This window comes from Micromonospora sp. NPDC000121 (assembly GCF_042899165.1).
Taxonomy (GTDB): Bacteria; Actinomycetota; Actinomycetes; order Mycobacteriales; family Micromonosporaceae; genus Micromonospora.
The window spans coordinates 809,061-831,944 of sequence record NZ_JBIAZP010000002.1 but is presented as its reverse complement, the minus strand read 5'-3'; the positions used below and the strand labels follow the sequence as shown (position 1 = coordinate 831,944).

The window sequence follows — 22,884 nt, the reverse complement described above, 5'->3', positions numbered from 1 at the left end:
GGTCACGGGGTGCGGATGGCGTCCAGGGCCAGCAGGGCGACGTGGAGGGAGAGGCAGGCCTCGACCGAGTCGAGGTCGACGTCGAGCACCCGGCCGATCCGGGCCAGCCGCTCGTAGAACGCCGGCCGGGACAGGTGCGCCGCGGCGGCCGCCGCCGACTTGTTCCGGCCCTGTTCCAGGTACGCCCGCAGGGTGCCGAGCAGGTGCTCGCGGGGGTGCTGCGCGTCGTACGTCAGCAGCGCGCCCAGCTCCCGCTCGACGAACGTCTGCACCCGGGGCTCGTCGCGCAGCAGGTGCAGCAGCCCGGCCAACCCGACGTGCGGCAACCGGAAGATCGGCAGGTCCCGCCGGTCCCGCCGGGCGGCGTCGGCGACCTGCCGGGCCTCGATCAGCGACCGGCGCGCCTCCCGCAGGCTGCCCACGCCCGAGCCGGCCGCGATCAGCACCGCACCGCCCGACGGCGGCCGGGCCGCGCCGTTGCACGGGACGTCCCGGGGCAGGCCGTCGAGGCGTCCGGGGGCGGCGACACCGACCCGGTCCGTCAGCGCGCCGGTGTCGGGGCGGCCCCGGCGCAGCGCGGCGGCGAACGCGGCCAGCGCCCGCTCCTCGGCGGCCGGATCGGTCAGGGCGAGCAGCACGCCGACGGCGTGGTCGTCGACGGCGCTGCTCAGCCCGGTCAGCCTCGCCTCGTGCAGCGCCTGGCCGACGGCCTCGGCCAGGTCGCGCAGCCGCGCCGGACCCGACTCCGGGTCGCCCGCGCCCGGGTCGCCCGGGTGTCCGGCCTCACCGGCATGGCCGCCCTCCCCCGCCGGGTCGTCGGCCCGGTGCCGGACCACCACACCGACGAGGTGCCGCCGCTCCAGCACCACGCCGAGCGCCCGGGCCCGCAGGGCCACCTCGTCGACCGGGCGGGAGTGGTCCAGCAGAGCGGTGAGCAGCGTCCGGTGGATCTGCCGTTCCAGCCCCTCGGCGTCGCGCCGGATCAGCCGGCCCAGCGCCAGCGTCGAGGCGGCGCGTTCGACCAGGATGGTCAGCCGGCTCGGCGGGGCGCCGGCGACGCCCACCCCGCCCTCGACCGCCGGGTGGAGCACCCGCCGGCCGGCGGCCAGGTCGCCCCCGCCCGGCCACCGCAGCAGCAGCCGGCCCCAGTCGTGCCCCCGCGCGCCGACGGTGGTCACCAGCCAGCCGCTGTCCGCGTCGTACGCGGTCCGCCCGGCCGGCCGGATCCGGCGGGAGTGCTGCTCCCAGCCGTCCAGCAGCAGCTCGGCGCTCTCCCCCGCCGGGTCGTACGCGAGCACCTGCCGGGAGAGGTTCTCCAGCACCACGGGGCAGCCGGAGAGTTCGGCGGCCTGCCGGACCACCTCGCCGGGGCCGGCGCCCTCCACCGACAGCTCGGTGAAGCGCTGGTGGATCTCCTCGGTCGCCCGCAGCTCGGTGAGCTGGGCGTCGACGATCAGCGCGTGCACCGCCTCGGTGATCCGCACGAACGGGGTGGCCCGCCGCAGCTCGACCAGCGGCAGCCCGCGCCGATCGGCGACGGCCGCCATCACCCGGGGCACCCCGCTGACGTACCGGCGGCCCAGCTCCACGACCAGGCCGGAGACCCCGACGTCGGCCAGGTCGCCGATGAAGGCGCGCAGCCCGGCGTCGTCGGCGGGCAGCCCGATGCCGGTGGTGAGCACCAGCTCGCCGCCGCCGAGCAGGGTGGCGATGTCGGGCACCTCGGCCACGTGCACCCAGCGCACCGGGCGGTCGAGGCCGGCGTCCCCGGCGACCAGGCGCGGAGCGCCGTGGCGGACGGGATCCAGCGCGAGGACCTCACGGACGGTAGGAAACACGGGCGACACGCTACCGTCCGTGATCGCATTTCTCGACAGCCCGCCGGGGGCAAGGGCTCAGTCGACGCCGAGCTCCATCGCGGCGCGGTCGAGTGCCTCGTCGGCGGCGGAGGAGACGCCCCGGGAGGCGATGGCTTCCGCGCCGCCCTGCGGCATCGCACCGATCAGCCCGGTCGACGCCGCCTGCGCGGCGCCGACCATCCGCTGAGGGGCCGCGCCGCCGACCAGGCCGAGGGTGGCGTACTGCTCCAGTTTCGCCCGCGAGTCGGCGATGTCCAGGTTGCGCATGGTGAGCTGGCCGATCCGGTCCGACGGGCCGAACGCCGAGTCCTCGGTACGCTCCATCGACAGCTTGTCGGGGTGGTAGCTGAACGCCGGGCCGGTGGTGTCCAGGATCGAGTAGTCCTCGCCCCGGCGCAGCCGCAACGTCACCTCGCCGGTGACCGCCGTGCCGACCCAGCGCTGCAACGACTCGCGCAGCATCAGCGCCTGCGGGTCCAGCCAGCGCCCCTCGTACATCAGCCGACCGAGGCGGCGGCCCTCGGTGTGGTAGTTCGCCAGGGTGTCCTCGTTGTGGATGGCGTTGACCAGCCGTTCGTACGCGGCATGCAGCAGCGCCATGCCGGGCGCCTCGTAGATGCCCCGGCTCTTGGCCTCGATGATGCGGTTCTCGATCTGGTCCGACATGCCCAGGCCGTGCCGGCCGCCGATGGCGTTGGCCTCCAGCACCAGGTCGACGGGGCTGCCGAACTCCTTGCCGTTGATCGTCACCGGGCGACCCTGGTCGAAGCCGATCGTGACGTCCTCGGTCGGGATCTCCACCGACGGGTCCCAGAACCGCACTCCCATGATCGGGTTGACGGTCTCGATGCCCGTGTCGAGGTGCTCGAGGGTCTTCGCCTCGTGCGTGGCGCCCCAGATGTTGGCGTCGGTGGAGTATGCCTTCTCGGTGCTGTCCCGGTACGGCAGGCCGCGTTCGAGCAGCCACTCCGACATCTCCTTACGCCCACCCAGTTCGGTGACGAAGTCGGTGTCGAGCCACGGCTTGTAGATGCGCAACTGCGGGTTGGCCAGCAGGCCGTACCGGTAGAACCGCTCGATGTCGTTGCCCTTGAAGGTCGAGCCGTCGCCCCAGATCTGGACGTCGTCGGAGATCATCGCCCGCACCAGCAGGGTCCCGGTCACGGCCCGGCCCAGCGGGGTGGTGTTGAAGTACGCCCGCCCGCCCGAGCGGATGTGGAAAGCTCCACAGGTCAACGCCGCCAGGCCCTCCTCGACCAGGGCGGCGCGGCAGTCGACCAGTCGAGCGACCTCGGCGCCGTAGCTGAGCGCGCGACCGGGCACCGAGGCGATGTCGGGCTCGTCGTACTGGCCGATGTCGGCGGTGTAGGCGCAGGGAACGGCGCCCTTGTCGCGCATCCACGCGACCGCGACCGAGGTGTCGAGACCGCCGGAGAAGGCGATGCCGACACGTTCGCCGATGGGAAGGGAGGTGAGAACCTTGGACACGAGGATGATTATTCAGAATTACGCATGAGCATGCAAGTGGACGTGGTCCGTGGTCCTGGCGGAGACCTCAGGGTCGACCACCCGCGGCGGCTACCCGTCGCCGAACGGTGGATCGGTGCGACCCAGTTCCCAGAACGCCACGGCCGCGGCAGCGGCGACGTTCAACGAGTCCACCCCGCGCCGCATCGGGATGACCACCCGCACGTCGCTGGCGGACTGGGCCGCCACGGTGAGGCCGGGGCCCTCGGCGCCCAGCAGCAGCGCCGCCCGCTCGCGCTGCGCCGGAGTCAACCGCTGGATCGGTACGGCGTCCGGAGCCGGCGTCAAGGCGAGCACGGTGAAGCCCGCCTCCCGCACCTGGTCCAGGCCCGCCGGCCACCGCTCGATCCTGGCGTACGGCACCGCGAAGACCTCGCCCATGCTGACCCGTACGCTGCGCCGGTACAGGGGATCGGCGCAGGACGGCGACAGCAGCACCGCGTCGATGCCGAGCGCCGCGGCCCCCCTGAAGACCGCACCCAGATTGGTGTGGTTGTTGACGTCCTCCAGGACGACCACCCGCCGGGCGGCGGCGAGCACCTCGGCGGCGGTCGGCAGCGGCTTGCGCCGGAACGACGCCAGCACCCCCCGGTGCACGTGGAAGCCGGTGGCCCGTTGCAGCACGTCCGGGGTGGCCGCGTAGACGGGGGCGTCGCCGGTGTCCAGGTCGGCGAGCTGGTCGACCCGCTTGGCGTCCACCAGGTACGACCGCGCCGGGTAGCCGGCCCGCAGCGCCCGGCGCAGCACCAGCTCGCCCTCGGCGATGAACAGGCCGTGCGGCGGCTCCCAGCGGGTGCGCAGCTCGACGTCGGTCAGCGCGCGGTAGTCGGCGATCCGCTCGTCGTCGGGGTCGGTGATCTGGTGGATGGGCACCGCACGATTCTGCCGGACGCGCCGGCATCGTCCTCGGACCCGTCCCACCCGGACCAGTCGGCGGAGTTTTGTCCGGATAAGAAGGGGAATGGCGGCCGGAGCGACGGACCGACGGAAGGACCAGCAGGTGAACGCAGACCGCACCGGCGCACCGGCCGGGATCGCGCATCCGGACGGTTGGCGCGTCGACCTGGGCGCCCTGCCCCGCGACGCCACCGTCGCCGACCACATCGTGCACCGGCTGGCCGGCTGGGGCGTCCGCCGCTACTTCGGCTACCCCGGCGACGGCATCAACGGGCTGACCTCGGCCCTGCAACGCACCGGGGAGCGGGCGCAGTTCGTGCAGGTCCGCCACGAGGAGACCGCCGGCTTCGCGGCCTCGGCGCACGTCAAGTACGGCGGCGGGCCGCTGGGCTGCGCGGTGGTGACCAGCGGCCCCGGCGCGATCCACCTGCTCAACGGCCTCTACGACGCCAAGCTCGACCACCAGCCGGTGGTCGCGCTGATCGGCCACACCGCGCTGACGGCCGAGGGCGGCGGCTACTACCAGGAGGTCGACCTGCTCGCCCTCTACAAGGACGTCGCCGCCGCCTTCCTGGCCCAGCTCGACCACCCCAGCCAGGTACGCCACCTCGTCGACCGGGCCTGCCGCACGGCGCTGGCCCGCCGCACGGTCACCGCGCTGGTGCTGCCGTCGGACATCCAGGACGCGCCGGCCGTCCCCGAGCCGCCGCACGCCCACGGCTACTACCACACGAGCGACGTGCCGAGCACCGGCCCGACGGTGCCGCCCGAGGCCGACCTGCGCCGGGCCGCCGACGTGCTGCGCGGCGGCGAACGGGTGGCCATGCTGGTCGGGCAGGGCGCGCTCGACGCGGTCGAGGAGGTCCGCGCGGTCGCCGACCGGCTCGGCGCGGGGGTGGCGACCGCGCTGCTCGGCTTCGCCGCGGTGGACCACCGGGAACCCTGGGTGACGGGGGCGATCGGGCTGCTCGGCACCCGGCCGAGCTGGCGGCTGATGAACGACTGCGACCGGCTGCTGATCGTGGGCAGCAACATGCCGTACTCGGAGTTCTACCCGCCGCAGGGCCGGGCCCGGGCGGTGCAGATCGACCGGGACGGCACCCAGCTGGGGCTGCGGTACCCGACCGAGGTGAACCTGACCGGCGACGCCGGCCCCACCCTGCGGGCACTGCTGCGCGAGCTCGGTCCGGGGCCGGGGCCGACCCGGTGGCGGGCGACCATCGCCGAGGAGACCGCGGCGTGGCGGCGTACCCAGCGGGAGCTGGCGGGGCAGGCCGCCGACCCGGTCAACCCGCAGTTGCTCTTCGCCTCCCTCAGCGACCGGCTGCCCGACGACGTGATGCTCGCGGTCGACTGCGGCACCACCACCGCCTGGTACGCCCGCCACGTCCAGGTCCGCCCCGGCATGCTGGCCAGCCTCTCCGGCACCCTGCTGTCGATGGGCGGCGCGATGCCGTACGCCCTGGCGGCCAAGTTCGCCCACCCGGAGCGCCCGCTGGTGGCCCTGATCGGCGACGGCGCGATGCAGATGAACGGGGTCAACGAGCTGATCACGGTGGCGAAGTACTGGCGGAGCTGGGCCGACCCGCGGTTCGTGGTGCTGGTGCTCAACAACCGGGACCTGGCCTTCGTCAGCTGGGAGCAGCGCACCAGCGAGGGGACGCCGATGTTCCCGGACAGCCAGCAACTGCCCGACATCGGCTACCACCGGTGGGCGGAGGTGCTGGGGCTGCGCGGCGAGCTGGTCGACGCGCCGGACCAGGTGCCGGGCGTCTGGGAGCGGGCGCTGGCCGCCGACCGCCCGGTGGTGGTCAACGCGCTGGTCGACCCCGCCGAGCTGATGCTGCCGCCGCACTTCACCGCCGACCAGGCGCGCAGGACCGCCGCGGCGGTCCTGCGCGGCGACACCGACTGGGCCGGCATCCTCCGGCGGGGCCTGCCCGCCGCGGTCGCCACCCTCCGGCCGGGACACGGCCGGGGCTGACCGGGGCGATCCGCCCCCGCCGTCGTCAACCGGCCCGGTGGTACCGCAGCAGCACGGACCGGCCGTCGAAGGCCCGCGACTCCACCAGGCGCAGGTTCAGCCGCTCGGTCGCCGAGAAGACCGGCTTGCCGCCGCCGAGCACCACCGGGTGGACGAAGATCTGGTACTCGTCGATCAGGCCGAGGTCGGTCAGCGCGGCGGCGGCGTCGGCGCCGCCGTTGAGCAGCAGGTCGCCGCCCGGCTGCTCCTTGAGCGCGGTGACCTCCTTGGCGAGGTCGTCGCCGCCGACCACCTGGGCGCCGTGGTCGGCCTCGCTGAGCGTGCGCGAGACCACCACCTTCGGCGTCCGCCGCCAGATGGGCACGAAGGCGAGGTCGTGCGGGTGGTCGGAGATCGACTCCGCCTGCGGCCAGTAGGCGGCCATGAACTCCCACACCCTGCGGCCGTACATGAACGCGCCGGCCCGGTCGCACTGCTCCAGCGAGTACGCGGACAGCTCCGGGCCCATGTCCGGCCAGTCGAACTCGCCGTTCGGCCCCTCGATGAACCCGTCGAGCGACTGGTGCACCCCGTAGACGATCTTCCGCATCGCTGTTCCTCCTGGCGTCGGACGCCCGTGGTGGGCGTTCTCGCCAGGTGGTCGGAGCGGCGTCGCCCGATCCGACAGCCCCGGACGAATCTCTCCAGGATTTTTTTCGGCGGGCCGGAGCCGTCCGCCCGCCGGGCGGTGGTCCCATGGTTGGGGCAGCTCGACAGGACGTTCCGGGTCCCTACCGAGGCGGACGGCAGCCGACGTCCACGCCGGCGTGCGGCGCCGCCGTCAGCCGCGGCGCACGCGGCGGGCGGTCAGCCGCGGCCCTGGAGCCAGCGCCGCAGGTCGGAGAGGCGCTGCTCGTCCGAGGACCGCCGCTCGTCGGTGGGCTGCCGTTCCTCGGCCGGACGGCGCTCCACGGGGCGGCGCGGGTCGCCGACCAACTCCTGGCTGGGGGCCGCGAAGGCCTTCTCCGGCTGCCCGTCGACGGCGGTGGCGATGACCCGGGCGACCGCGTCGATCACCTCGGCCTGCACCGCGGCGCCCACCGAGTCGGTCGGGTCGTCGGGGTTGGCGGCGATGCCGGCGACCGCCACCTGCGGGGTGAAACCGACGAAGGTCTCCGTCGCGTTCCGCTCCGAGCTGCCGGTCTTGCCGGCGACCGGGCGACCGTCGAGGATCCGGTTCACCGAGGTGGCCGTGCCGCCGTTGCACTGACCGAACGCGGACTGCTGGCCCACCGGGCAGCGCGCCGCGTCGGTGGCGGCCCGGGCCACGTCGGCGTCGAGCACCCGGCGGCAGGACGGGTCGCCGACCGGCACCCGCTCGCCGTCGGGGGTGGTCACCGAGACCACCGGCAGCGGCGCGCAGTACGTCCCCTCGGCGGCCACGGTGGCGTACGCGTTGGCCAGGTCGAGCGGGGTGGTGGCGGCCACGCCCAGGGTGAACGAGCCCCAGTTGGCGGCGTCGTCCTCGGCGAAGGCGGCGTCGGCGTCGGCCCGGAAGGTGATGCCGAGGCGCTGCGCCATCTCCACCACCTTCTCCTGCCCGACCTGCTCGGCCAGCCAGACGAAGTACGTGTTCACGGAGCGGCCGAAGCCGTCCCACATCATCCGGTAGCCGTCCATCCACTCCGGGTTGGCGTTGGCCGGGCACCACCGGCCCTCGCAGCTCCCCTCGCCCTCGGCCGCGTACCGGGTGGGCAGCCGGCTCGGCGCGTCGAAGCCGGTCGAGAGGGGCTTGCCGGCCTCGAGCGCGGCGAGCATGGTGAACATCTTGAACGTCGAGCCGGCCTGGTAGCCGTCGACGCTGTCGCCGCCGGAGATCAGCGGGTTGACGGTGTTCGGGTGGTTGGCCTGCCCGTCCGGGTTCGCGTCGAGGCTGTAGTGCCGGTTGACGGCCATGGCGAGCACCCGGCCGGTGCCCGGCTCGACGGCGGCGATGGGCAGGGCGCGTTTGTTGTCGTACCCGTAGACGCTGGTGGCCTGCTTCTGCGCGGTGGCCTGGACCTGCGGGTCCAGCGAGGTCACCACGGTGTAGCCGCCCCGGCGCAGCGCCTGCTCGCGCTCCTCGACGGTCTCGCCGAGCGCGGGCTGCGTGAGCCACCACTGCCGCAGGTAGTCGCAGAAGAAGCCCCAGTCGTCGTGGCCCTGGGCGACGGCGGTGCAGCCGTTGGGCTGCGCGGTGGGCTTGAGGGCGAGCTTCTCGGCCTTGGCCTGCGCGGCCTGGTCGGCGGTGATCGCCCCGGTCTCGACCATCGCGTCCAGCACGTAGCCGCGGCGCTCCAGCGCGGCGTCCGCGTCGCCGTCGATCGGGCTGTACGCCTCCGGCGACTGCACCAGGCCGGCGAGCAGGGCCGCCTCGCCGAGGGTGAGGTCCGCCGGGGCCTTGGCGAAGTAGCGCTGGCTGGCCGCCGCGATGCCGTACGCCCCGGAGCCGAAGTACGCGATGTTCAGGTAGCGGTTGAGAATCTCGTCCTTGCTCAGGCGCTGTTCCAGCGCCGTGGCGTACCGGATCTCCTGGAGCTTGCGCCCGACGGTCTGCTCGGTGGCCGCGGCGCGCTCCTCGGCGGTGCGGCCCGGGTCGGTCTTGAGCACGTTGCGGACGTACTGCATGGTCAGCGTCGAGCCGCCCTGCGCGGCGCCGCTGGAGACGTTCGCCACCACCGCCCGGAGCAGGCCGCGCAGGTCGGCGCCGCCGTGGTCGTAGAACCGCCGGTCCTCGGCCGCCACGATCGCCTGCCGCATCACCGGGGCGATCTCGTCCAGCGGCACGTCGGTGCGGTTGACGTCGTAGAACGTGGTGATCAGCGTCTTGCCGTCGTTGGCGTAGAGGTAGGAGCGTTGTGGCGTGGCCGGCGTGCGCAGCGCCTCCGGCAGCGCGGCGTACGACCCCAGCGCCGCCTTGGCGCCGAACCCGAGCAGCAGGTTGCCCGGCAGCGCGGCGACCGCCAGGACGAGGCCGGCGAGCACGCCGGCGAGCAGCACGGTGAACAGCCGCGACAGCGGCGAGCGGGGTGGGGCCATGGTCCCCAGGATTGCCGTGAAAGCCGCCAACCGACCACCTCCGCGGTCCTCTTGTCAGCAACTTCACCGCCCGCTGCCAGCGACTTCCCATCCCAGTGGCCCCGGCGTCCCCCGCCGCCCCATCCGCCCCGCCGACCAGGGGCGGCGGGGCGGGAGCGTGCTCAGCCGGCGGCCAGCGGGCCGTTGGGGCCCGGGCCGGTCGGGGCGGCGGCGGTGGCGAGGCTGGCGCTGGCGGCGTCGCGGACGATGTCCCGGGGCACCAGGCGCCCGGAGCGGTAGCCGATGCCGATGCCGGCGATCAGCACGAAGATCGCGCCGAAGGTCTGCAGCGAGCCGATCAGCGCGCCGCCGAGGCCCAGCAGCGGGGCGGCGATCATCAGCATGGTGCCGTCGCCGATGCTGAACGCCCCGGACCGGGCCACCGACCAGCCGGTCAGCAGCCAGCCGAGGGTGTAGCAGGTGGCCCCGACGAGCACGAGCGCGCGGGCGGTGGTGCTGAAGACCGGGGTCTGCTCCGCCAGGCCCGCGAAGGGCAGCATGAGCACCGTGCCGGCGATGGAGACCAGCAGGCCGGCGACGGCGACCCGGCGGCTGCGCGTCGCGGCCAGCAGCCCGGTCAGCGCCAGCAGGGCGAGCAGCCCGAGCCAGATCGACGCCACCCAGCCCACCAGGTAGAGCGGGCGGCCGTCGGCCGGGTAAGGGTCGTTGCCCACCCCGCCGTCGCTGCCCATCGCGACGACGCCGTGGAGCACGGCGTACGCGGGGAGCAGCCACACCGCGGCCCGGGCGAACCGGCGCAGCGACCAGGCCCAGCTGGCGTTGGTGGCCGGCCCGGCCGGCGTCGGCTCCCCGACGAACGGCAGCACCCCGAACCCCCCGCCGGTACGCCGACTGCCGAGCGGCCCGGTGGGGTCGTGCGCGCCCGGGACCGGGGCCGAGGACCACACCCGCTTCGCCGGATCCTTCATGCGTCACCTCGCTCGTCCGCGAGCGGTGCGGGACGCGCCGGGGCGCCCCGATGCCTGGTCACCGCCCGTCCTAGGACCGATGGTGGCAGGCGCCGGAGCGCCCCATGAGCATTTCTCGCATTTCCGCGCGGGCTCGTGGGCCCGCGCCGCTCGGGCTCGTGGGCCCGCGGCGCTCGGGCTCGTCGGCCCGCGGCGCTCGGGCTCGTCGGCCCGCGGCGCTCAGCCCCGTTCGCGCTGGTCGGCCGGGTCGTTGAGCAGGCTCGCCGGCGAGACCGGCTCCGGCGCCGGCAACCCCTGCGGCTTGCCGCCGGTGGCCTGCGCCTCGGCGACGCGCACCTCGTCGTGGATCTGCTGGGCGGCGGCCGCCGCGGCCTGCGCGGCCTCGGCCGCCTCGCGCTCGACCTCGCTCGCGCCGTCGGCCGCCTCCGGCGCCGGCTCGTCGCCGACCATCCGGCTCAGCCCGCCGAGCGCGCCGCCCATCCCCTCGAGGGCCTTGGTCAGCTCGGCCGGCACGATCCAGACCTTGTTCGCGGTGCCGTTGGCGATCTGCGGCAGGGCCTGGAGGTACTGGTAGGCGAGCACCTTCTGGCTCGGGTTGGCCTGGTGGATCGCGTCGAACACCGTCCGGATCGCCTTCGCCTGGCCCTCGGCCTGGAGGATGCGGGCCTGCCGGTCACCGTCGGCGCGCAGCACCGCGGCCTGCTTCTCGCCCTCGGCGGTGAGGATCTGCGACTGCTTGTGCCCCTCGGCGTTCAGGATCGCCGCCCGGCGGTCCCGCTCGGCGCGCATCTGCTTCTCCATCGAGTCCCGGATGCTCGGCGGCGGCTCGATGGCCTTGATCTCCACCCGCGTGACCTTGATGCCCCACCGGCCGGTGGTCTCGTCCAGCACGCCGGAGAGGTGCCGGTTGATCTCCTCGCGGCTGGTCAGCGCCCGCTCCAGGTCCAGCGAGCCGATGACGTTGCGCAGCGTGGTCACGGTGAGCTGCTCGATGGCCTGGAGGAAGTTCGAGATCTCGTACGTGGCGCGGACCGAGTCGACGACCTTGAAGTAGAGCACCGTGTCGATCGAGACCACCAGGTTGTCGGAGGTGATCACCGGCTGCGGCGGGAAGCTGACCACCTGCTCGCGCATGTCGACCTTGGTGCGGACGGCGTCGATGAACGGGACCAGGAGGTTCAGCCCCGGGTTCAGCGTGCGCTTGTACCGGCCCAGCCGCTCGACCACGTCCTGACGCTGCTGCGGCACGATCCGCACCGCCTTGGCCAGGGTGATCACCCCGATCAGCGCCACGGCCATCAACAGGACCGGGATCACGAGTTCCATGTAGTCACCTTTTCGCTTCGGGTAGCTCGTCGAAGGGGGAAACGTCGTCCCGCCAGACCAGGGCCGTGGCGCCCCGGACCTGGATCACCTGCACCCGCTCACCGGGGGCGAAGACCTGGCTGGCGTCGTAGGAGCGGGCCTGCCACAACTCACCGTCGATCTTGACCATGCCCTGCCCGGCGTCGACCCGCTCCAGCACCAGCGCCGCGCTGCCCTCGATCGCCTCCACGCCGAAGGCCTGTTCGCCGCTCTCCAGCGCGGAGCGCCGGTGCCGGCGCAGCGTCGGCCGCAGGCCCAGCACCGTCAGCGCCGACACCACGGCGAAGACGATCGCCTGCACCCCCACCGGCGCGCCGAGCGCCGCGGCTCCGGCGGCGGCGAAGGCCCCGGCCGCGAACATGATCAGGAAGAGCGTCGTCGTGAAGATCTCGGCGACCGCCAGCACCACACCCAGCACGATCCACAGCACGGCGTCCACCCCACGATCGTGACACGCCAATGCACGCGCGGCCCACCCGCGAAGATCAGTAAGCTCGGCGGCACGCCAGCGGCCCGCACACCGGGCCCCGACGCCAGGAGAGCCCGTGTCCCTGCTGCCCGACACCGTCCGCCACGTCGACACGCTCGTCGCCGAGGCACAGTCCGCCGGCCGTACGCCGTCGCTGGTGATCGGCGTGGTGCGGGACGGCGCGCTGGCGCACCTCGCCACCGCCGGCGAGCACCCGCGCCCCGACGGCGACCTGCAGTACCGGCTCGGGTCGATCAGCAAGACCATGACCGCGACCCTGGTCATGCAGGAGCGCGACGCCGGCCGGCTGGCCCTGGACGACCCGCTGGAGAAGCACCTGCCCGGCACCGCCGTCGGCGCGCTCACGCTGCGGCAACTGCTCGGCCACGCCAGCGGCCTGCAGCGCGAGCCGGAGGGGCGGTGGTGGGAGCGCGCCGAGGGCGTCGACCTGGACACCCTGGTGGCCGGGGTGACCGCCGAGAAGATCGCCTACCCCGCGCACCGGTCCTACCACTACTCCAACCTGGCGTACGGGCTGCTCGGCGGGGTGCTGGAGCGGATCACCGGCACGCCGTGGGCCGAGCTGCTCCGCCAGCGCGTCCTGGCGCCGCTCGGCATGCGCCGCACGACGTACGCGGCGACCGAGCCGTTCGCCCGCGGCTACGTGGTGCACCCGTGGCACGACACGCTGCGGGAGGAGCCGCGTACCGACACCGGGGCGATGGCCCCGGCCGGGCAGCTCTGGTCGACCGCCGAGGACCTGGCCCGGTGGGCGGCCTTCCTGGCCGACCCGGCGCCGGAGGTGCTGGCGGCGGAGACGCTGACCGAGATGTGCGCCCCGGTGGTGATCAGCGACCTCGACTCGTGGACCGGCGGGCACGGCCTGGGGCTGGAGCTCTACCGGCAGGGCGAGCGGGTGTACGTGGGGCACGGCGGCTCGATGCCCGGCTACGTGGCCGCCCTGACCGTGCACCGCCCGTCCCGAACGGCCGTGATCGGCTTCGCCAACTCGTACGGCTTCCGCACCGGCGGGATCGGCGGGCTCGCGCAGCGGATCCTCACCGCCGTGCTGGACGCCGAGCCGGCGCTGCCGCGGCCCTGGCAGCCGAACGCCGCCGCCCCGCCGGCCGGGACCGCCGAGATCACCGGCCGCTGGTGGTGGATGGGGGTGCCCCTCGACCTGGCCTGGGACGCCGCCACGGGTGGCCTGGTCGCGCACGTGCGCGGGGAGCGGGCCAGCACGTTCGCCCCGGAGGGACCGGACCGCTGGCGGGGCCGCTCCGGCCCGGAGAACGGCGAGATCCTCTCCGTGCTGCGCGACGAGGCGGGGCGGGCGGTGGCGCTGGACATCGCCACCTTCCTCTTCACCCGCACCCCCGACCAGGAGCCCTGACCGGGCCGCCGCGTCACCCGGACCCGCCGACGAGACCGGTCAGGCGGGCTCGGTGACGAAGTCGATGAGGCGTTCCATCGCGTTGATCAGCGGGGTCTCCACGTCGGCGAAGCTGTCCACCCGGGACAGGATGTGCCGCCACATGTCGGCCGGCTCGGCGACGCCCAGCGCGGCGCAGACCCCCTCCTTCCACGGCTGCCCCGGCGGCACCACCGGCCACGCCCGGATGCCGAGCGCCGCCGGCTTGACCGCCTGCCACACGTCGACGTACGGGTGACCGGTGACCAGCACGTGCGGGGAGGTCACCTTCGCCACGATCCGGCTCTCCTTGGAGCCGGGGACCAGGTGGTCGACCAGCACGCCGAGGCGGCGGCCCGGGCCGGGGGCGAACGCGCGCACCTCGGCGTCGAGGGCGTCGATGCCGTCGAGCGGCTCCACCACCACGCCCTCGATACGCAGGTCGTCGCCCCAGATCCGCTCGACCAGGGCCGCGTCGTGGACGCCCTCCACCCAGATCCGGCTGGCCTTGGCCACCTGGGCGCGGACCCCGTCCACGGCGATCGAGCCGGAGGCGGTGCGCCGGCGGGCCGCCGGCACGGGGGCGCGGGTCGGCCGGCGCAGCGTCACCGGCTCCCCGTCGAGCAGGAACGCCGCCGGCAGCAGCGGGAAGTTGCGCCGCCGGCCGTGCCGGTCCTCCAGCACCACCGCGCCCGACTCGAAGCCGACCACCGCGCCGCAGAAGCCGGAGTCGGCGTCCTCGACCACGAGGTCCGGTTCGGCGTCCACCTCGGGGGTGACCTTCCGTCGCCGCCAGTCCCCCGCCAGCACGTCGTCCGCATACCGCCGCCCCATGGAGATCACGCTAATCGCCCGCACCCGCACCCGCACCCGACACGCCGCGACAGCCCGGCGCGCCGGGCCGTGCCGTCGCGGCGCCCCGCACGAGCCGCACCGCCCGACGTTCCGCCCACCACCAATGCATGATCGACATGGCGGGGGACGGGCGGAGCGGCAGTCGAGACAGGGGCGGCGATGACCACGTACCCTTTTCGGCATGTCCACCCCCGCAGCGGGCACGGCCACTCTCGCGCCGCGCCGGTCCAGCCGGTTCGTTGCCTGGGTACGCGCGTGGCGCGCCGGGCTGGTGCCCTTCGACGAGGTCGCCGACGCCATCGCCGGCGACGAGGAGCATCTGGTCGCGGACGCGCCCGGCACCTGGACCGACGTCCCGCTGCCGCAGGCCCTGCCCACCCTGGCGAAGCTCTCGCCGGACGAGATCCGCCTGGTGCTGCCCGCACCGGGCGATCCGCGCGGGCTGCCCGGCCCGGGCGACTTCGCCGGGGCGGCGCTGCTGGCCGGCGAGGCGGTGATCGCCGGCAGCCTCGGCCTGATCCCGCACGTGCGCACGCACACGTCCGGCTCCGGCGACACCTTCGAGACGGTGCTCTGGCGGGTCTACCCGCTGCCGGCCGACGCCCCGGCCGCGTCGCTCGCGCTGCCCGGGGCGGCCGAGGCCGAGGCGGAACTGGCGGCGGCGCTGCACCACACCACCGCCGCGCTGACCCGGCTGGACGTCGCCCAGTGGCGACCCGAGCTGGCCGGGGCGCTGGAGGAGCTGCGCCGACCCAACGGCGCCACCGACCTGCCGCCCGGGTTCGACCCGCGGGCCCGACGGCTCTTCGCCAGGGCCGCCGTGCTCGACCGGGTGCTCGCCCTGGCCGGGCACGCCGCGCCCGGTGGCGCGATCAACAACTACGAGGCCCAGCAGCGCGACGCCGCGCTGCGCCCGCTGACCACCGCCTGCCGGCAGGCCCTGGTCGCCGCCTGCAACGCCCCGCTGCGCCCCTGACGGCGCGCGGGCGTACCGCTGCGGGCGGGTGGCCGGCGTCGGGCGCACGGCGGTCGGGCCGCGCGCCCGCGCGTCAGAGCTCGTCGATCAGGTCGGCCACCGAGTTGACGATCCGCGACGGGCGGTACGGGTAGCGCTCCGCCTCGGCGCGGCTGCTGATCCCGGTCAGCACCAGGATCGTCTCCAGGCCGGCCTCCAGCCCGCAGAGGATGTCGGTGTCCATCCGGTCGCCGATCATGGCGGTCGTCTCGGAGTGTGCGTTGATCGTGTTCAGCGCCGAGCGCATCATCATCGGGTTGGGTTTGCCGACGAAGTACGGCTCCACCCCCGTCGCCTTCGAGATCATCGCGGCGACGGAACCGGCGGCCGGCAGCGCTCCCTCCACCGACGGCCCGGTCACGTCGGGGTTCGTGCAGATGAACCGGGCCCCGTCGTTGATCAGCCGGACGGCCTTGGTGATCGCCTCGAAGCTGTAGGTGCGGGTCTCCCCCAGCACCACGTAGTCCGGCGCGTAGTCGGTCAGCACGTAGCCCACCGCGTGCAGCGCCGTGGTCAGCCCGGCCTCCCCGATCACGTACGCGGTGCCGCCCGGCCGCTGGTCGGCCAGGAACTGGGCGGTGGCCAGCGCGGACGACCAGATGGCGTGCTCGGGCACGTCGAGGCCCATCCGGCTCAGCCGCGCCTGCAGGTCCCGCGGCGTGTAGATCGAGTTGTTCGTGAGCACCAGGAACGGCTTGCCCGAGGCGCGCAGCCGGGAGACGAACTCCGGCGCGCCGGGCACGGGCTGGCCCTCGTGCACCAGCACGCCGTCCATGTCGGTCAGCCAGCTCTCCACCGGCTTGCGATCCTGCATCGTCACTCGTTCCAGGGGTGTGGGAGGCGCCGGCGGGCCGGCGCGGCGGTCAGGGGTCGGGATCTCGGGGGTCGGATCGGCGGCGGTCACGAGCCGGGCCGCCCCGGGGTCGGGGCGACGGGGCGGCGCGCGGGCACGCAGCACACCGTGGGGCAGGTGTCCCACATCGGCAGCTCGCCGAGACGGCGGCGCAGCTTCACCCCGTCCGGCTCGGTCCGCTCCCGGACCAGCTCGCGGACCATCGCCACGAACCGCGGGTCCGTGCCCGGGGTGGCGGCCCGGGCGAAGTCCAGGCCGAGCCGCTTGGCCGTCTGGCGCGCCTCGGTGTCCAGGTCCCACACCACCTCCAGGTGGTCGGAGACGAACCCGATCGGGCTGACCACCACGCCGGTGGTGCCGGCCTCGGCCAGCGTGGCCAGGTGGTCGTTGACGTCGGGCTCCAGCCACGGCACCTGCGGCGGGCCGGAGCGGCTCTGCCAGACCAGGTCCCAGGGCAGGTCCGGGGCGGCCGCCGCGTGCACCAGCCGGGCCGCCTCGGCGAGCTGTGCCTCGTACCGGCCGCCGTGGGGGCCGGCGGTGGCGGCCATCGAGTTCGGGATGGAGTGGGCGGTGAACACCAGCCGGGTGCTGTCCCGCTTCGCCGGGTCGAGCTGCGCCAGCGCGGCCCGTACCGCGTCGACGTGCGGCTCGACGAACCCGGGGTGGTCCCAGAACTGGCGGATCTTGTCGATCAGCGGGGCGTCCGGGCCGACCGCCGCCCGGGCGGCCGCGATGTCGTCCTGGTACTGCCGGCAGGAGGAGTAGCCGCCGAGCGCGCTGGTCACGAACGCCAGCGCGTGCCGGACGCCGTCGTCGCGCATCCGCGCCACCGTGTCGGCGAGCATCGGGTCCCAGTTCCGGTTGCCCCAGTAGACGGGCAGGTCGACGCCGTGGGCGGCGAAGTCCTCCCGGATCGCCGCGAGCAGCTCACGGCACTGCTGGTTGATCGGGGACACGCCGCCGAAGTGCTGGTAGTGCTCGGCGACCTCCGCCAGCCGTTCCGGCGGCACGCCCCGCCCCCGGGTCACGTTCTGCAGGAACGGCATCACGTCCTCGGGCCGCTCCGGCCCGCCGAAGGACACCAGGACCACCGCGTCGTACGCCATGGGGCCATTCTTCCCGGTCGGCGCTTCCCGCCGGGCGAGGCCCCCTCGCCCCGGGTGTGAGGAAGGGCCCCCTGCTATAAGGGGGCCCTTCCTCACACCTCAGGCGCCGATGGCGTGGTAGCCGCCGTCGACGTGGACGATCTCGCCGGTGGTGGCCGGGAACCAGTCGGACAGCAGCGCCAGGCAGGCCCGGGCGGCCGGCTCCTGGTCGGTGAGGCTCCAGCCCAGCGGCGCGCGCTCGGTCCAGGCGTCCTCGAACTGCTCGAAGCCGGGGATCGACTTGGCGGCGATGGTGCGCAGCGGGCCGGCGGCCACCAGGTTGCTGCGGATGCCCTGCTTGCCCAGGTGCAGCGCCAGGTAGCGGGAGGCCGACTCCAGCCCCGCCTTGGCCACGCCCATCCAGTCGTAGACGGGCCACGCCTTCGTCGCGTCGAAGGTCAGGCCGACCACCGCGCCGCCGGCGGACATCAGCGGCAGCGCCGCCATGGCCAGCGACTTGTAGGAGTACGTGGAGACCTGCAGCGCGGTCGCCACGTCCTCCCACGGCGCGTCGAGGAAGCCGCCGCCGAGGCAGCTCTGCGGGGCGAAGCCGATCGAGTGCACCACCCCGTCCAGGCCGTCGACGTGCTCGCGCACCCGGTCGGCGAGCCCCGCGAGGTGCTCGGCGTTGGTCACGTCCAGCTCGATAACCGGCGCCGGCTCGGGCAGCCGCTTGGCGATCCGCTCGACCAGGGACAGCCGGCCGAAGCCGGTGAGCACGACCTGCGCCCCGTTCTCCTGGGCGAGCTTCGCCACCGAGAAGGCGATCGAGGCGTCGGTGATGACGCCGGTGACGAGCAGCCGCTTACCGGCGAGCAGTCCGGACATGCAGGGATTCCTCCGTAGTTTCTCAGTGACCGCTGTCAGTGGCCCATGCCGAGGCCGCCGTCGACGGGGATGACGGCGCCGGAGATGTAGCCCGCGGCGTCCCCGGCCAGCCAGGTGACCGCGCCGGCGACCTCGTCCGGCTGCGCGAAGCGGCCGGCGGGGATGACCCTGCGGTACTCGGTCTTGCGGTCCTCGGGCAGCGCCGCGGTCATGTCGGTCTCGACGTAGCCGGGCGCGACCACGTTGGCGGTGATGTTGCGGCTGCCCAGCTCGCGGGTGATGGAGCGGGCCACGCCCATCAGCCCGGCCTTGCTCGCCGCGTAGTTGACCTGGCCGGGGCCGCCGTAGAGGCCGACGACCGAGGAGATGAAGATCATGCGGCCCCACTTCGCGCGGAGCATCTTGGTCGAGGCGCGCTTGGCGCACCGGAACGCGCCGGTCAGGTTGGTGTCCAGCACGCGGGTGAACTGGTCCTCGGACATGCGCATCAGCAGCGTGTCGTCGGTGATGCCGGCGTTGGCGACCAGCACCTCGACCGGCCCCAGCTCGGCCTCGATGGCGGTGAAGGCCGCGTCGACCGAGTCGGAGTCGGTGACGTCGCAGCGGACCCCGAACAGCCCCTCGGGGGCGTCGCCGCTGCGGTGGGTCACCGCCACCCGGTCGCCCTGCTTGGCGAAGGCCTGCGCGATCGCCAGGCCGATCCCCCGGTTGCCGCCGGTCACCAGGACGGTACGGGCCACGGGTCCCCCTCTGCTCAGTGATCTCCCGGTCGGTCGGAGCCTAGGCGTTACCGGCAGGTAAGCGCTAACTGTGGGCACGTCAGGCCGGGTCACGACGCACGGATCGCGCCCGCGTCGCCCCGGACCGGCCGGGGGCGGCCCGCCCGGTGGGCCCCGTACGCGGACCACGGGCCGACGCTCGACGCTCCGCGCGAGGGGCGGCGGCGACGGCGGCCCGAGCCGGACGGGCGGTCGACCGCAGCCGATGGGCCGAGTACGGGAAGGGACGCCGTCGGGTGTACGATCATCGGCGTTTGCGGGCCGGTCGCGGCCCGCGTTCCGGGCCCCGCCGACCGCAGGAGGTGATCGCTGTGCGAGATAGCGATCCTCCCAGTCGTGGCCGGGCCGTCCGTCAGCCCCGCTGAGCCACGACTCAGCAGGTGAGCTGACCCAGCTCCGCTCCCCGCACCCGCCCGGTCCCCGGCCCCACGCCGGCCGATCGCGCCGTGCCGCCCGCCGGGAGCCGCCCGGTCACGACTTCTGTGTGCGCGTCCTGATCCACCCCTGCGGTCCCGCCCCGCCCGCGGACCGTCCAGTCGCCACCCGGAGCCGTCCATGAGCCGCTACGTCGCCCCGCTGGGCTTCACCCTCGCCGCCGTCTGGGTGGCCGTCATCTTCGTCCTCGCCGGCCACTGACACCCGCCGCCGGCAGTGGTCGTCCGCGCCGGCGGTCGGCACCGGACGCCCGTCCTCGTCCGCGCCGGCACGACCGCCCGGTGCCGCTACCCGTCGACCTCGGCGGCGCCGGCGAAGCCCTCGTCCGCGCCGGCGGCGGGCGTCGACCGCCCGCCGCCAGCGGTCCCGGGCGTCAGAGCATGCGGGAGGACCAGAGCAGGCTGAGCGCGCCGGCGCACAGCGCCAGCAGCAGGGCCACGCCCGCGTACCACTGGGTGACCTCGCGCGGCTCCGTCCGGAACCCGATCGAGCTGCCCATGTCCTGGTAGACCTGCTTCAACTCGGTCACCGAGGCCGCCTCGTAGAAGTAGCCCTCCGTGGCCTCGGCCAGGTCGGCCAGGGCCAGCCGGTCCACCGGCACCCGCTGCAACTGCCCGCCGATGTCCACCTGCCCCGAGTCGGTGCCGAAGGCGATCGTGGAGACCGGCACGTTGGCGGCCTGCGCCGCCGAGGCCGCCTCCTCCACCGACCGCCCCGAGGTGCGGTAACCGTCGGAGAGCAGCACGATGCGGGCCGGCGGGATCCCCGCCGCGCCGTCGGCCGGCACCGACCGGATCGCCTCCAGGCAGGTGAAGACCGCCTCCCCGGTCGCCGTCGCCTCGGCCAGCACCAGCCCGTCGATCGCGCTGGTCACCGCCTCCCGGTCCTTGGTCGGCGGCACCAGCACGTTCGCCGCCTTGGCGAACGAGACCAGCCCCAGGTTGTAGCTCTCCGGCAGCTCGCCGACGAACTGCTTGGCCGCCTCCTGCGCCGCCTCCAGCCGGTTCGGCGCCACGTCGTCGGCCTGCATGGACAGCGACACGTCGATGGCCAGCATCACGGTGGCCCGCTCCAGCGGCTCCCGCGTGTCGACCGCCGGCCGCGCCAGCGCGGTCGCCAGCACCAGCAGGCAGAGCAGGAACGCGGTCGCCGGCACGTGCCGCCGCCAGCCCAGCCCCTTCGGCGCCAGGGTGCGCAGCAGGTCCACGTTGGTGAACCGCATCGCGTACGCCCGGCGGTTGCGCTGCCGCCAGACGTAGAGCCCGGCGAGGGCCAGCACCGGCAGCACGGCCAGCAGCCACCACGGTTGCAGAAAACGGATCATCGTGTCGTCCCCCTGGTGCGGGCGTGCCGCTGCGCGGCCACGAAGCGCACCATGTCGAGCAGCCAGTCTCGGTCCGTACGCAGCCGCAGGTGGGCCGCGCCCGCGCCGCGCAGCGCGGCGGCGATGCCCGCCCGCTGGGCGGCCGCCGCCTCGGCGTAGCGGTGCCGCAGCAGCGGGTCGGCGGTCTGCACCTCGTGCAGCCCGCCGGTCTCCGGGTCGACCACCGGCAGCACCCCGACGTCGGGCAGCTCCAGCTCCCTGGGGTCGACCACCTCGATCGCCAGCACGTCGTGCCGCACGCGCAGTTTGCGCAGCGGCCGGGCCCAACGGTCGGTCGGGGCGAGGAAGTCGGAGATGACCACCGCCACCCCCCGCCGCCGGGGCGGCCGGTTGAGCATGTCGACCAGCGTGCCCAGGTCGCTGCGCCCCGGACGGATCTCGGTGCCGGCGATCGCCCGCAGCAACGCCTGGGCCTCCTTGCGGCCGGAGCGGGCGGGCACCCGGGTGAACACGTCCGGACCGGGGACCGGCGGCGCGCTCCGCCACCGGCGCGCCGGGGCGCTCGTGCCGCCACCGCTGCCGATCACGGCGCCGATCCGGTTGCCGCCGCGCACGGTCAGGTGGGTCAGCGCCGCCGCGGCCGCCACCACGACGTCGCGCTTGAGCCACCGGCCCGTGCCGAAGTCCAGGCTGGCCGAAAGATCCACCGCCAGCCACGTCTCCAGTTCCCGGTCGGCCACCGTACGCCGGACGTGCGGCATCGTGGTGCGGGCGGTGACGGGCCAGTCCATCCGGCGTACGTCGTCGCCGGGGCGGTACTCGCGGGACTCCCCCGCCTCGCTGCCCGGGCCCGGCAGCAGGCCGGCGTAGTCGCCCTGGAGCAGGCCGTCGAGTTTGCGGGTGACCAGCAGTTGCAGCCGGGACAGGATGGCTTCGCTGCGGTCCGAGGGGACGTCGGCGGGCCGACGGACGGGTGAGGTCACGGCCGCTGCCCGGGCCAACCCGCGCCCGGCGGTGCGGCGGTCGGCGTCGGTGTGGCCTGCTGACGGGGCGCGACCGAGGGCAGCGGGATCGTGGACATCACCCGGTGCACGACGTGGTCGGCGGGCACGTCGTCGGCGAGCGCGTCGTAGCTGAGCACCAGCCGGTGGCGCAGGATGTCCGGCGCGATGTCCTGCACGTCCTGCGGCAGGGCGTAGTCCCGGCCCCGCAGCAGCGCCAGCGCGCGGGTCGCCCGGACCAGGCCGAGCGAGGCGCGCGGGCTGGCGCCGTACTGGATGAGCTGGGCGACGTCCGGCATGCCGTGCTCCGCCGGGGCACGCGTGGCCAGCACCAGCCGGACCGCGTAGTCGACCAGGGCGTTGTGCACGAAGACCTGGTCCGCCTTGTGCTGGAGGGCGACCAGGTCGGCGGTGGTGAACACCGGCGCCGGCTCGGGCGGGGCGACCCCCATCCGGTAGACGATCTCCCGTTCCTCGGCGTCGGTCGGGTAGCCGACGAGGATCTTCATCAGGAAGCGGTCCCGCTGCGCCTCGGGCAGCGGATAGACCCCCTCCTGCTCGATCGGGTTCTGCGTCGCCATCACCAGGAACGGGTTGGGCACCCGGTGCGTCTCGCCGCCGATCGAGACCTGCCGCTCGCTCATCACCTCCAGCAGCGCCGACTGCACCTTGGCCGGCGCCCGGTTGATCTCGTCGGCGAGCAGGAAGTTGACGAAGACCGGGCCCAGCTCGACGTCGAACTTCTCGCTCGACTGCCGGTAGATGCGGGTGCCCATGATGTCGGCCGGCACCAGGTCCGGGGTGAACTGCACCCGGGCGAAGGAGCCGCCGACGACCCTGGCGAGCGTCTCCACGGCGAGCGTCTTGGCCACCCCGGGGACGCCCTCCAGCAGGCAGTGGCCCCGGGCGAGCAGCGCGACGAACATCCGCTCCACCATCCGGTCCTGCCCGACGATCACCCGCTTGATCTCGAACAGCGCCCGCTCCAGCAGGGTCGCGTCCTCGGCCGGCGTGGTCACCGGCGCGGGTGTCTGCGGGCCCGTCCCGTTGGGCGTCGGGGCGTCGGGCGTGGTCGGCTGGGCCACCGGTCCTCCACAGCGTGATCGGTTGTC

At 74.4% G+C, this 22,884-nt stretch carries 18 protein-coding genes and 1 pseudogene; 3 read left to right on the top strand and 16 right to left on the bottom strand.

The window, feature by feature from the left end; translation table 11 throughout:
* Window positions 1–2 precede the first annotated feature (2 nt).
* From ACFY23_RS10385 to ACFY23_RS10375, 3 genes and pseudogenes are all read right to left on the bottom strand, one after another.
* Window positions 3–1,862, bottom strand: a pseudogene (locus ACFY23_RS10385) (PucR family transcriptional regulator); the annotation flags it as partial.
* Between the two features lie 33 nt (window positions 1,863–1,895).
* Window positions 1,896–3,347, bottom strand: coding sequence for an argininosuccinate synthase (gene argG, locus ACFY23_RS10380; protein WP_350684029.1), 1,452 nt, complete (start codon window positions 3,345–3,347; stop codon window positions 1,896–1,898).
* Between the two features lie 90 nt (window positions 3,348–3,437).
* A complete protein-coding gene (locus tag ACFY23_RS10375; protein WP_387037531.1) occupies window positions 3,438–4,316 on the bottom strand; it encodes a TrmH family RNA methyltransferase in 879 nt (292 codons plus the stop codon).
* Between the two features lie 103 nt (window positions 4,317–4,419).
* Here ACFY23_RS10375 and ACFY23_RS10370 point away from each other — a divergent pair, with 103 nt between their 5' ends.
* Window positions 4,420–6,267, top strand: a complete 1,848-nt coding sequence (locus ACFY23_RS10370; protein WP_350684032.1) for a thiamine pyrophosphate-requiring protein — start codon at window positions 4,420–4,422, stop codon at window positions 6,265–6,267.
* 25 nt (window positions 6,268–6,292) lie between these two features.
* Here the strand turns inward: ACFY23_RS10370 and ACFY23_RS10365 are convergent, their stop codons facing one another.
* The 5 genes from ACFY23_RS10365 to ACFY23_RS10345 all read right to left on the bottom strand — a co-directional run bounded on the left by ACFY23_RS10365 (window position 6,293) and on the right by ACFY23_RS10345 (window position 12,096).
* A complete protein-coding gene (locus ACFY23_RS10365; protein WP_350684027.1) occupies window positions 6,293–6,856 on the bottom strand; it encodes a dihydrofolate reductase family protein in 564 nt (187 codons plus the stop codon).
* 257 nt (window positions 6,857–7,113) lie between these two features.
* A complete protein-coding gene (locus ACFY23_RS10360) occupies window positions 7,114–9,324 on the bottom strand; it encodes a transglycosylase domain-containing protein (protein ID WP_350684026.1) in 2,211 nt (736 codons plus the stop codon).
* Between the two features lie 161 nt (window positions 9,325–9,485).
* Window positions 9,486–10,292 carry a hypothetical protein gene (locus tag ACFY23_RS10355; protein WP_350684025.1) on the bottom strand — a complete coding sequence of 269 codons (807 nt, stop codon included), beginning with the start codon at window positions 10,290–10,292 and terminating at the stop codon, window positions 9,486–9,488.
* A 219-nt stretch (window positions 10,293–10,511) separates the two neighbouring features.
* Window positions 10,512–11,618 carry an SPFH domain-containing protein gene (locus ACFY23_RS10350; RefSeq protein WP_350684024.1) on the bottom strand — a complete coding sequence of 369 codons (1,107 nt, stop codon included), beginning with the start codon at window positions 11,616–11,618 and terminating at the stop codon, window positions 10,512–10,514.
* A 4-nt stretch (window positions 11,619–11,622) separates the two neighbouring features.
* Window positions 11,623–12,096 (bottom strand): NfeD family protein, encoded by a 474-nt coding sequence (locus tag ACFY23_RS10345; RefSeq protein WP_350684023.1) that lies wholly within the window; start codon window positions 12,094–12,096, stop codon window positions 11,623–11,625.
* 106 nt (window positions 12,097–12,202) lie between these two features.
* Here ACFY23_RS10345 and ACFY23_RS10340 point away from each other — a divergent pair, with 106 nt between their 5' ends.
* On the top strand, window positions 12,203–13,519 hold the full coding sequence (locus ACFY23_RS10340; protein WP_350684022.1) for a serine hydrolase domain-containing protein: 1,317 nt from the start codon (window positions 12,203–12,205) through the stop codon (window positions 13,517–13,519).
* A gap of 39 nt (window positions 13,520–13,558) precedes the next feature.
* Here the strand turns inward: ACFY23_RS10340 and ACFY23_RS10335 are convergent, their stop codons facing one another.
* Window positions 13,559–14,371, bottom strand: a complete 813-nt coding sequence (locus ACFY23_RS10335) for a DUF3097 domain-containing protein (protein WP_350684021.1) — start codon at window positions 14,369–14,371, stop codon at window positions 13,559–13,561.
* Between the two features lie 202 nt (window positions 14,372–14,573).
* Here ACFY23_RS10335 and ACFY23_RS10330 point away from each other — a divergent pair, with 202 nt between their 5' ends.
* Window positions 14,574–15,368, top strand: a complete 795-nt coding sequence (locus tag ACFY23_RS10330) for a hypothetical protein (protein WP_350684020.1) — start codon at window positions 14,574–14,576, stop codon at window positions 15,366–15,368.
* A 73-nt stretch (window positions 15,369–15,441) separates the two neighbouring features.
* On the opposite strand, the gene ACFY23_RS10325 is transcribed toward ACFY23_RS10330, so the two are convergent.
* The 7 genes from ACFY23_RS10325 to ACFY23_RS10295 form a co-directional block, all read right to left on the bottom strand.
* Window positions 15,442–16,386 carry an HAD-IIA family hydrolase gene (locus tag ACFY23_RS10325; protein ID WP_387037495.1) on the bottom strand — a complete coding sequence of 315 codons (945 nt, stop codon included), beginning with the start codon at window positions 16,384–16,386 and terminating at the stop codon, window positions 15,442–15,444.
* A complete protein-coding gene (locus ACFY23_RS10320) occupies window positions 16,308–17,366 on the bottom strand; it encodes a ferrochelatase (RefSeq protein WP_350684018.1) in 1,059 nt (352 codons plus the stop codon). Before ACFY23_RS10320 ends, ACFY23_RS10325 begins: the two co-directional genes overlap by 79 nt.
* A 99-nt stretch (window positions 17,367–17,465) precedes the next feature.
* Window positions 17,466–18,233 (bottom strand): enoyl-ACP reductase FabI, encoded by a 768-nt coding sequence (gene fabI, locus ACFY23_RS10315; RefSeq protein WP_350684017.1) that lies wholly within the window; start codon window positions 18,231–18,233, stop codon window positions 17,466–17,468.
* Between the two features lie 35 nt (window positions 18,234–18,268).
* Window positions 18,269–18,973, bottom strand: a complete 705-nt coding sequence (locus tag ACFY23_RS10310) for a beta-ketoacyl-ACP reductase (RefSeq protein ID WP_350684016.1) — start codon at window positions 18,971–18,973, stop codon at window positions 18,269–18,271.
* Window positions 18,974–19,820: 847 nt separating this feature from the next.
* The gene (locus ACFY23_RS10305; RefSeq protein ID WP_350819588.1) at window positions 19,821–20,771 is read right to left on the bottom strand and encodes a VWA domain-containing protein; all 951 of its coding nucleotides are present in this window, start codon (window positions 20,769–20,771) and stop codon (window positions 19,821–19,823) included.
* On the bottom strand, window positions 20,768–21,772 hold the full coding sequence (locus tag ACFY23_RS10300) for a DUF58 domain-containing protein (protein ID WP_350684014.1): 1,005 nt from the start codon (window positions 21,770–21,772) through the stop codon (window positions 20,768–20,770). Before ACFY23_RS10300 ends, ACFY23_RS10305 begins: the two co-directional genes overlap by 4 nt.
* Window positions 21,751–22,857 (bottom strand): MoxR family ATPase, encoded by a 1,107-nt coding sequence (locus ACFY23_RS10295; RefSeq protein WP_350684013.1) that lies wholly within the window; start codon window positions 22,855–22,857, stop codon window positions 21,751–21,753. The genes ACFY23_RS10300 and ACFY23_RS10295 overlap by 22 nt, the downstream gene beginning before the upstream one ends.
* Window positions 22,858–22,884 lie beyond the last annotated feature (27 nt).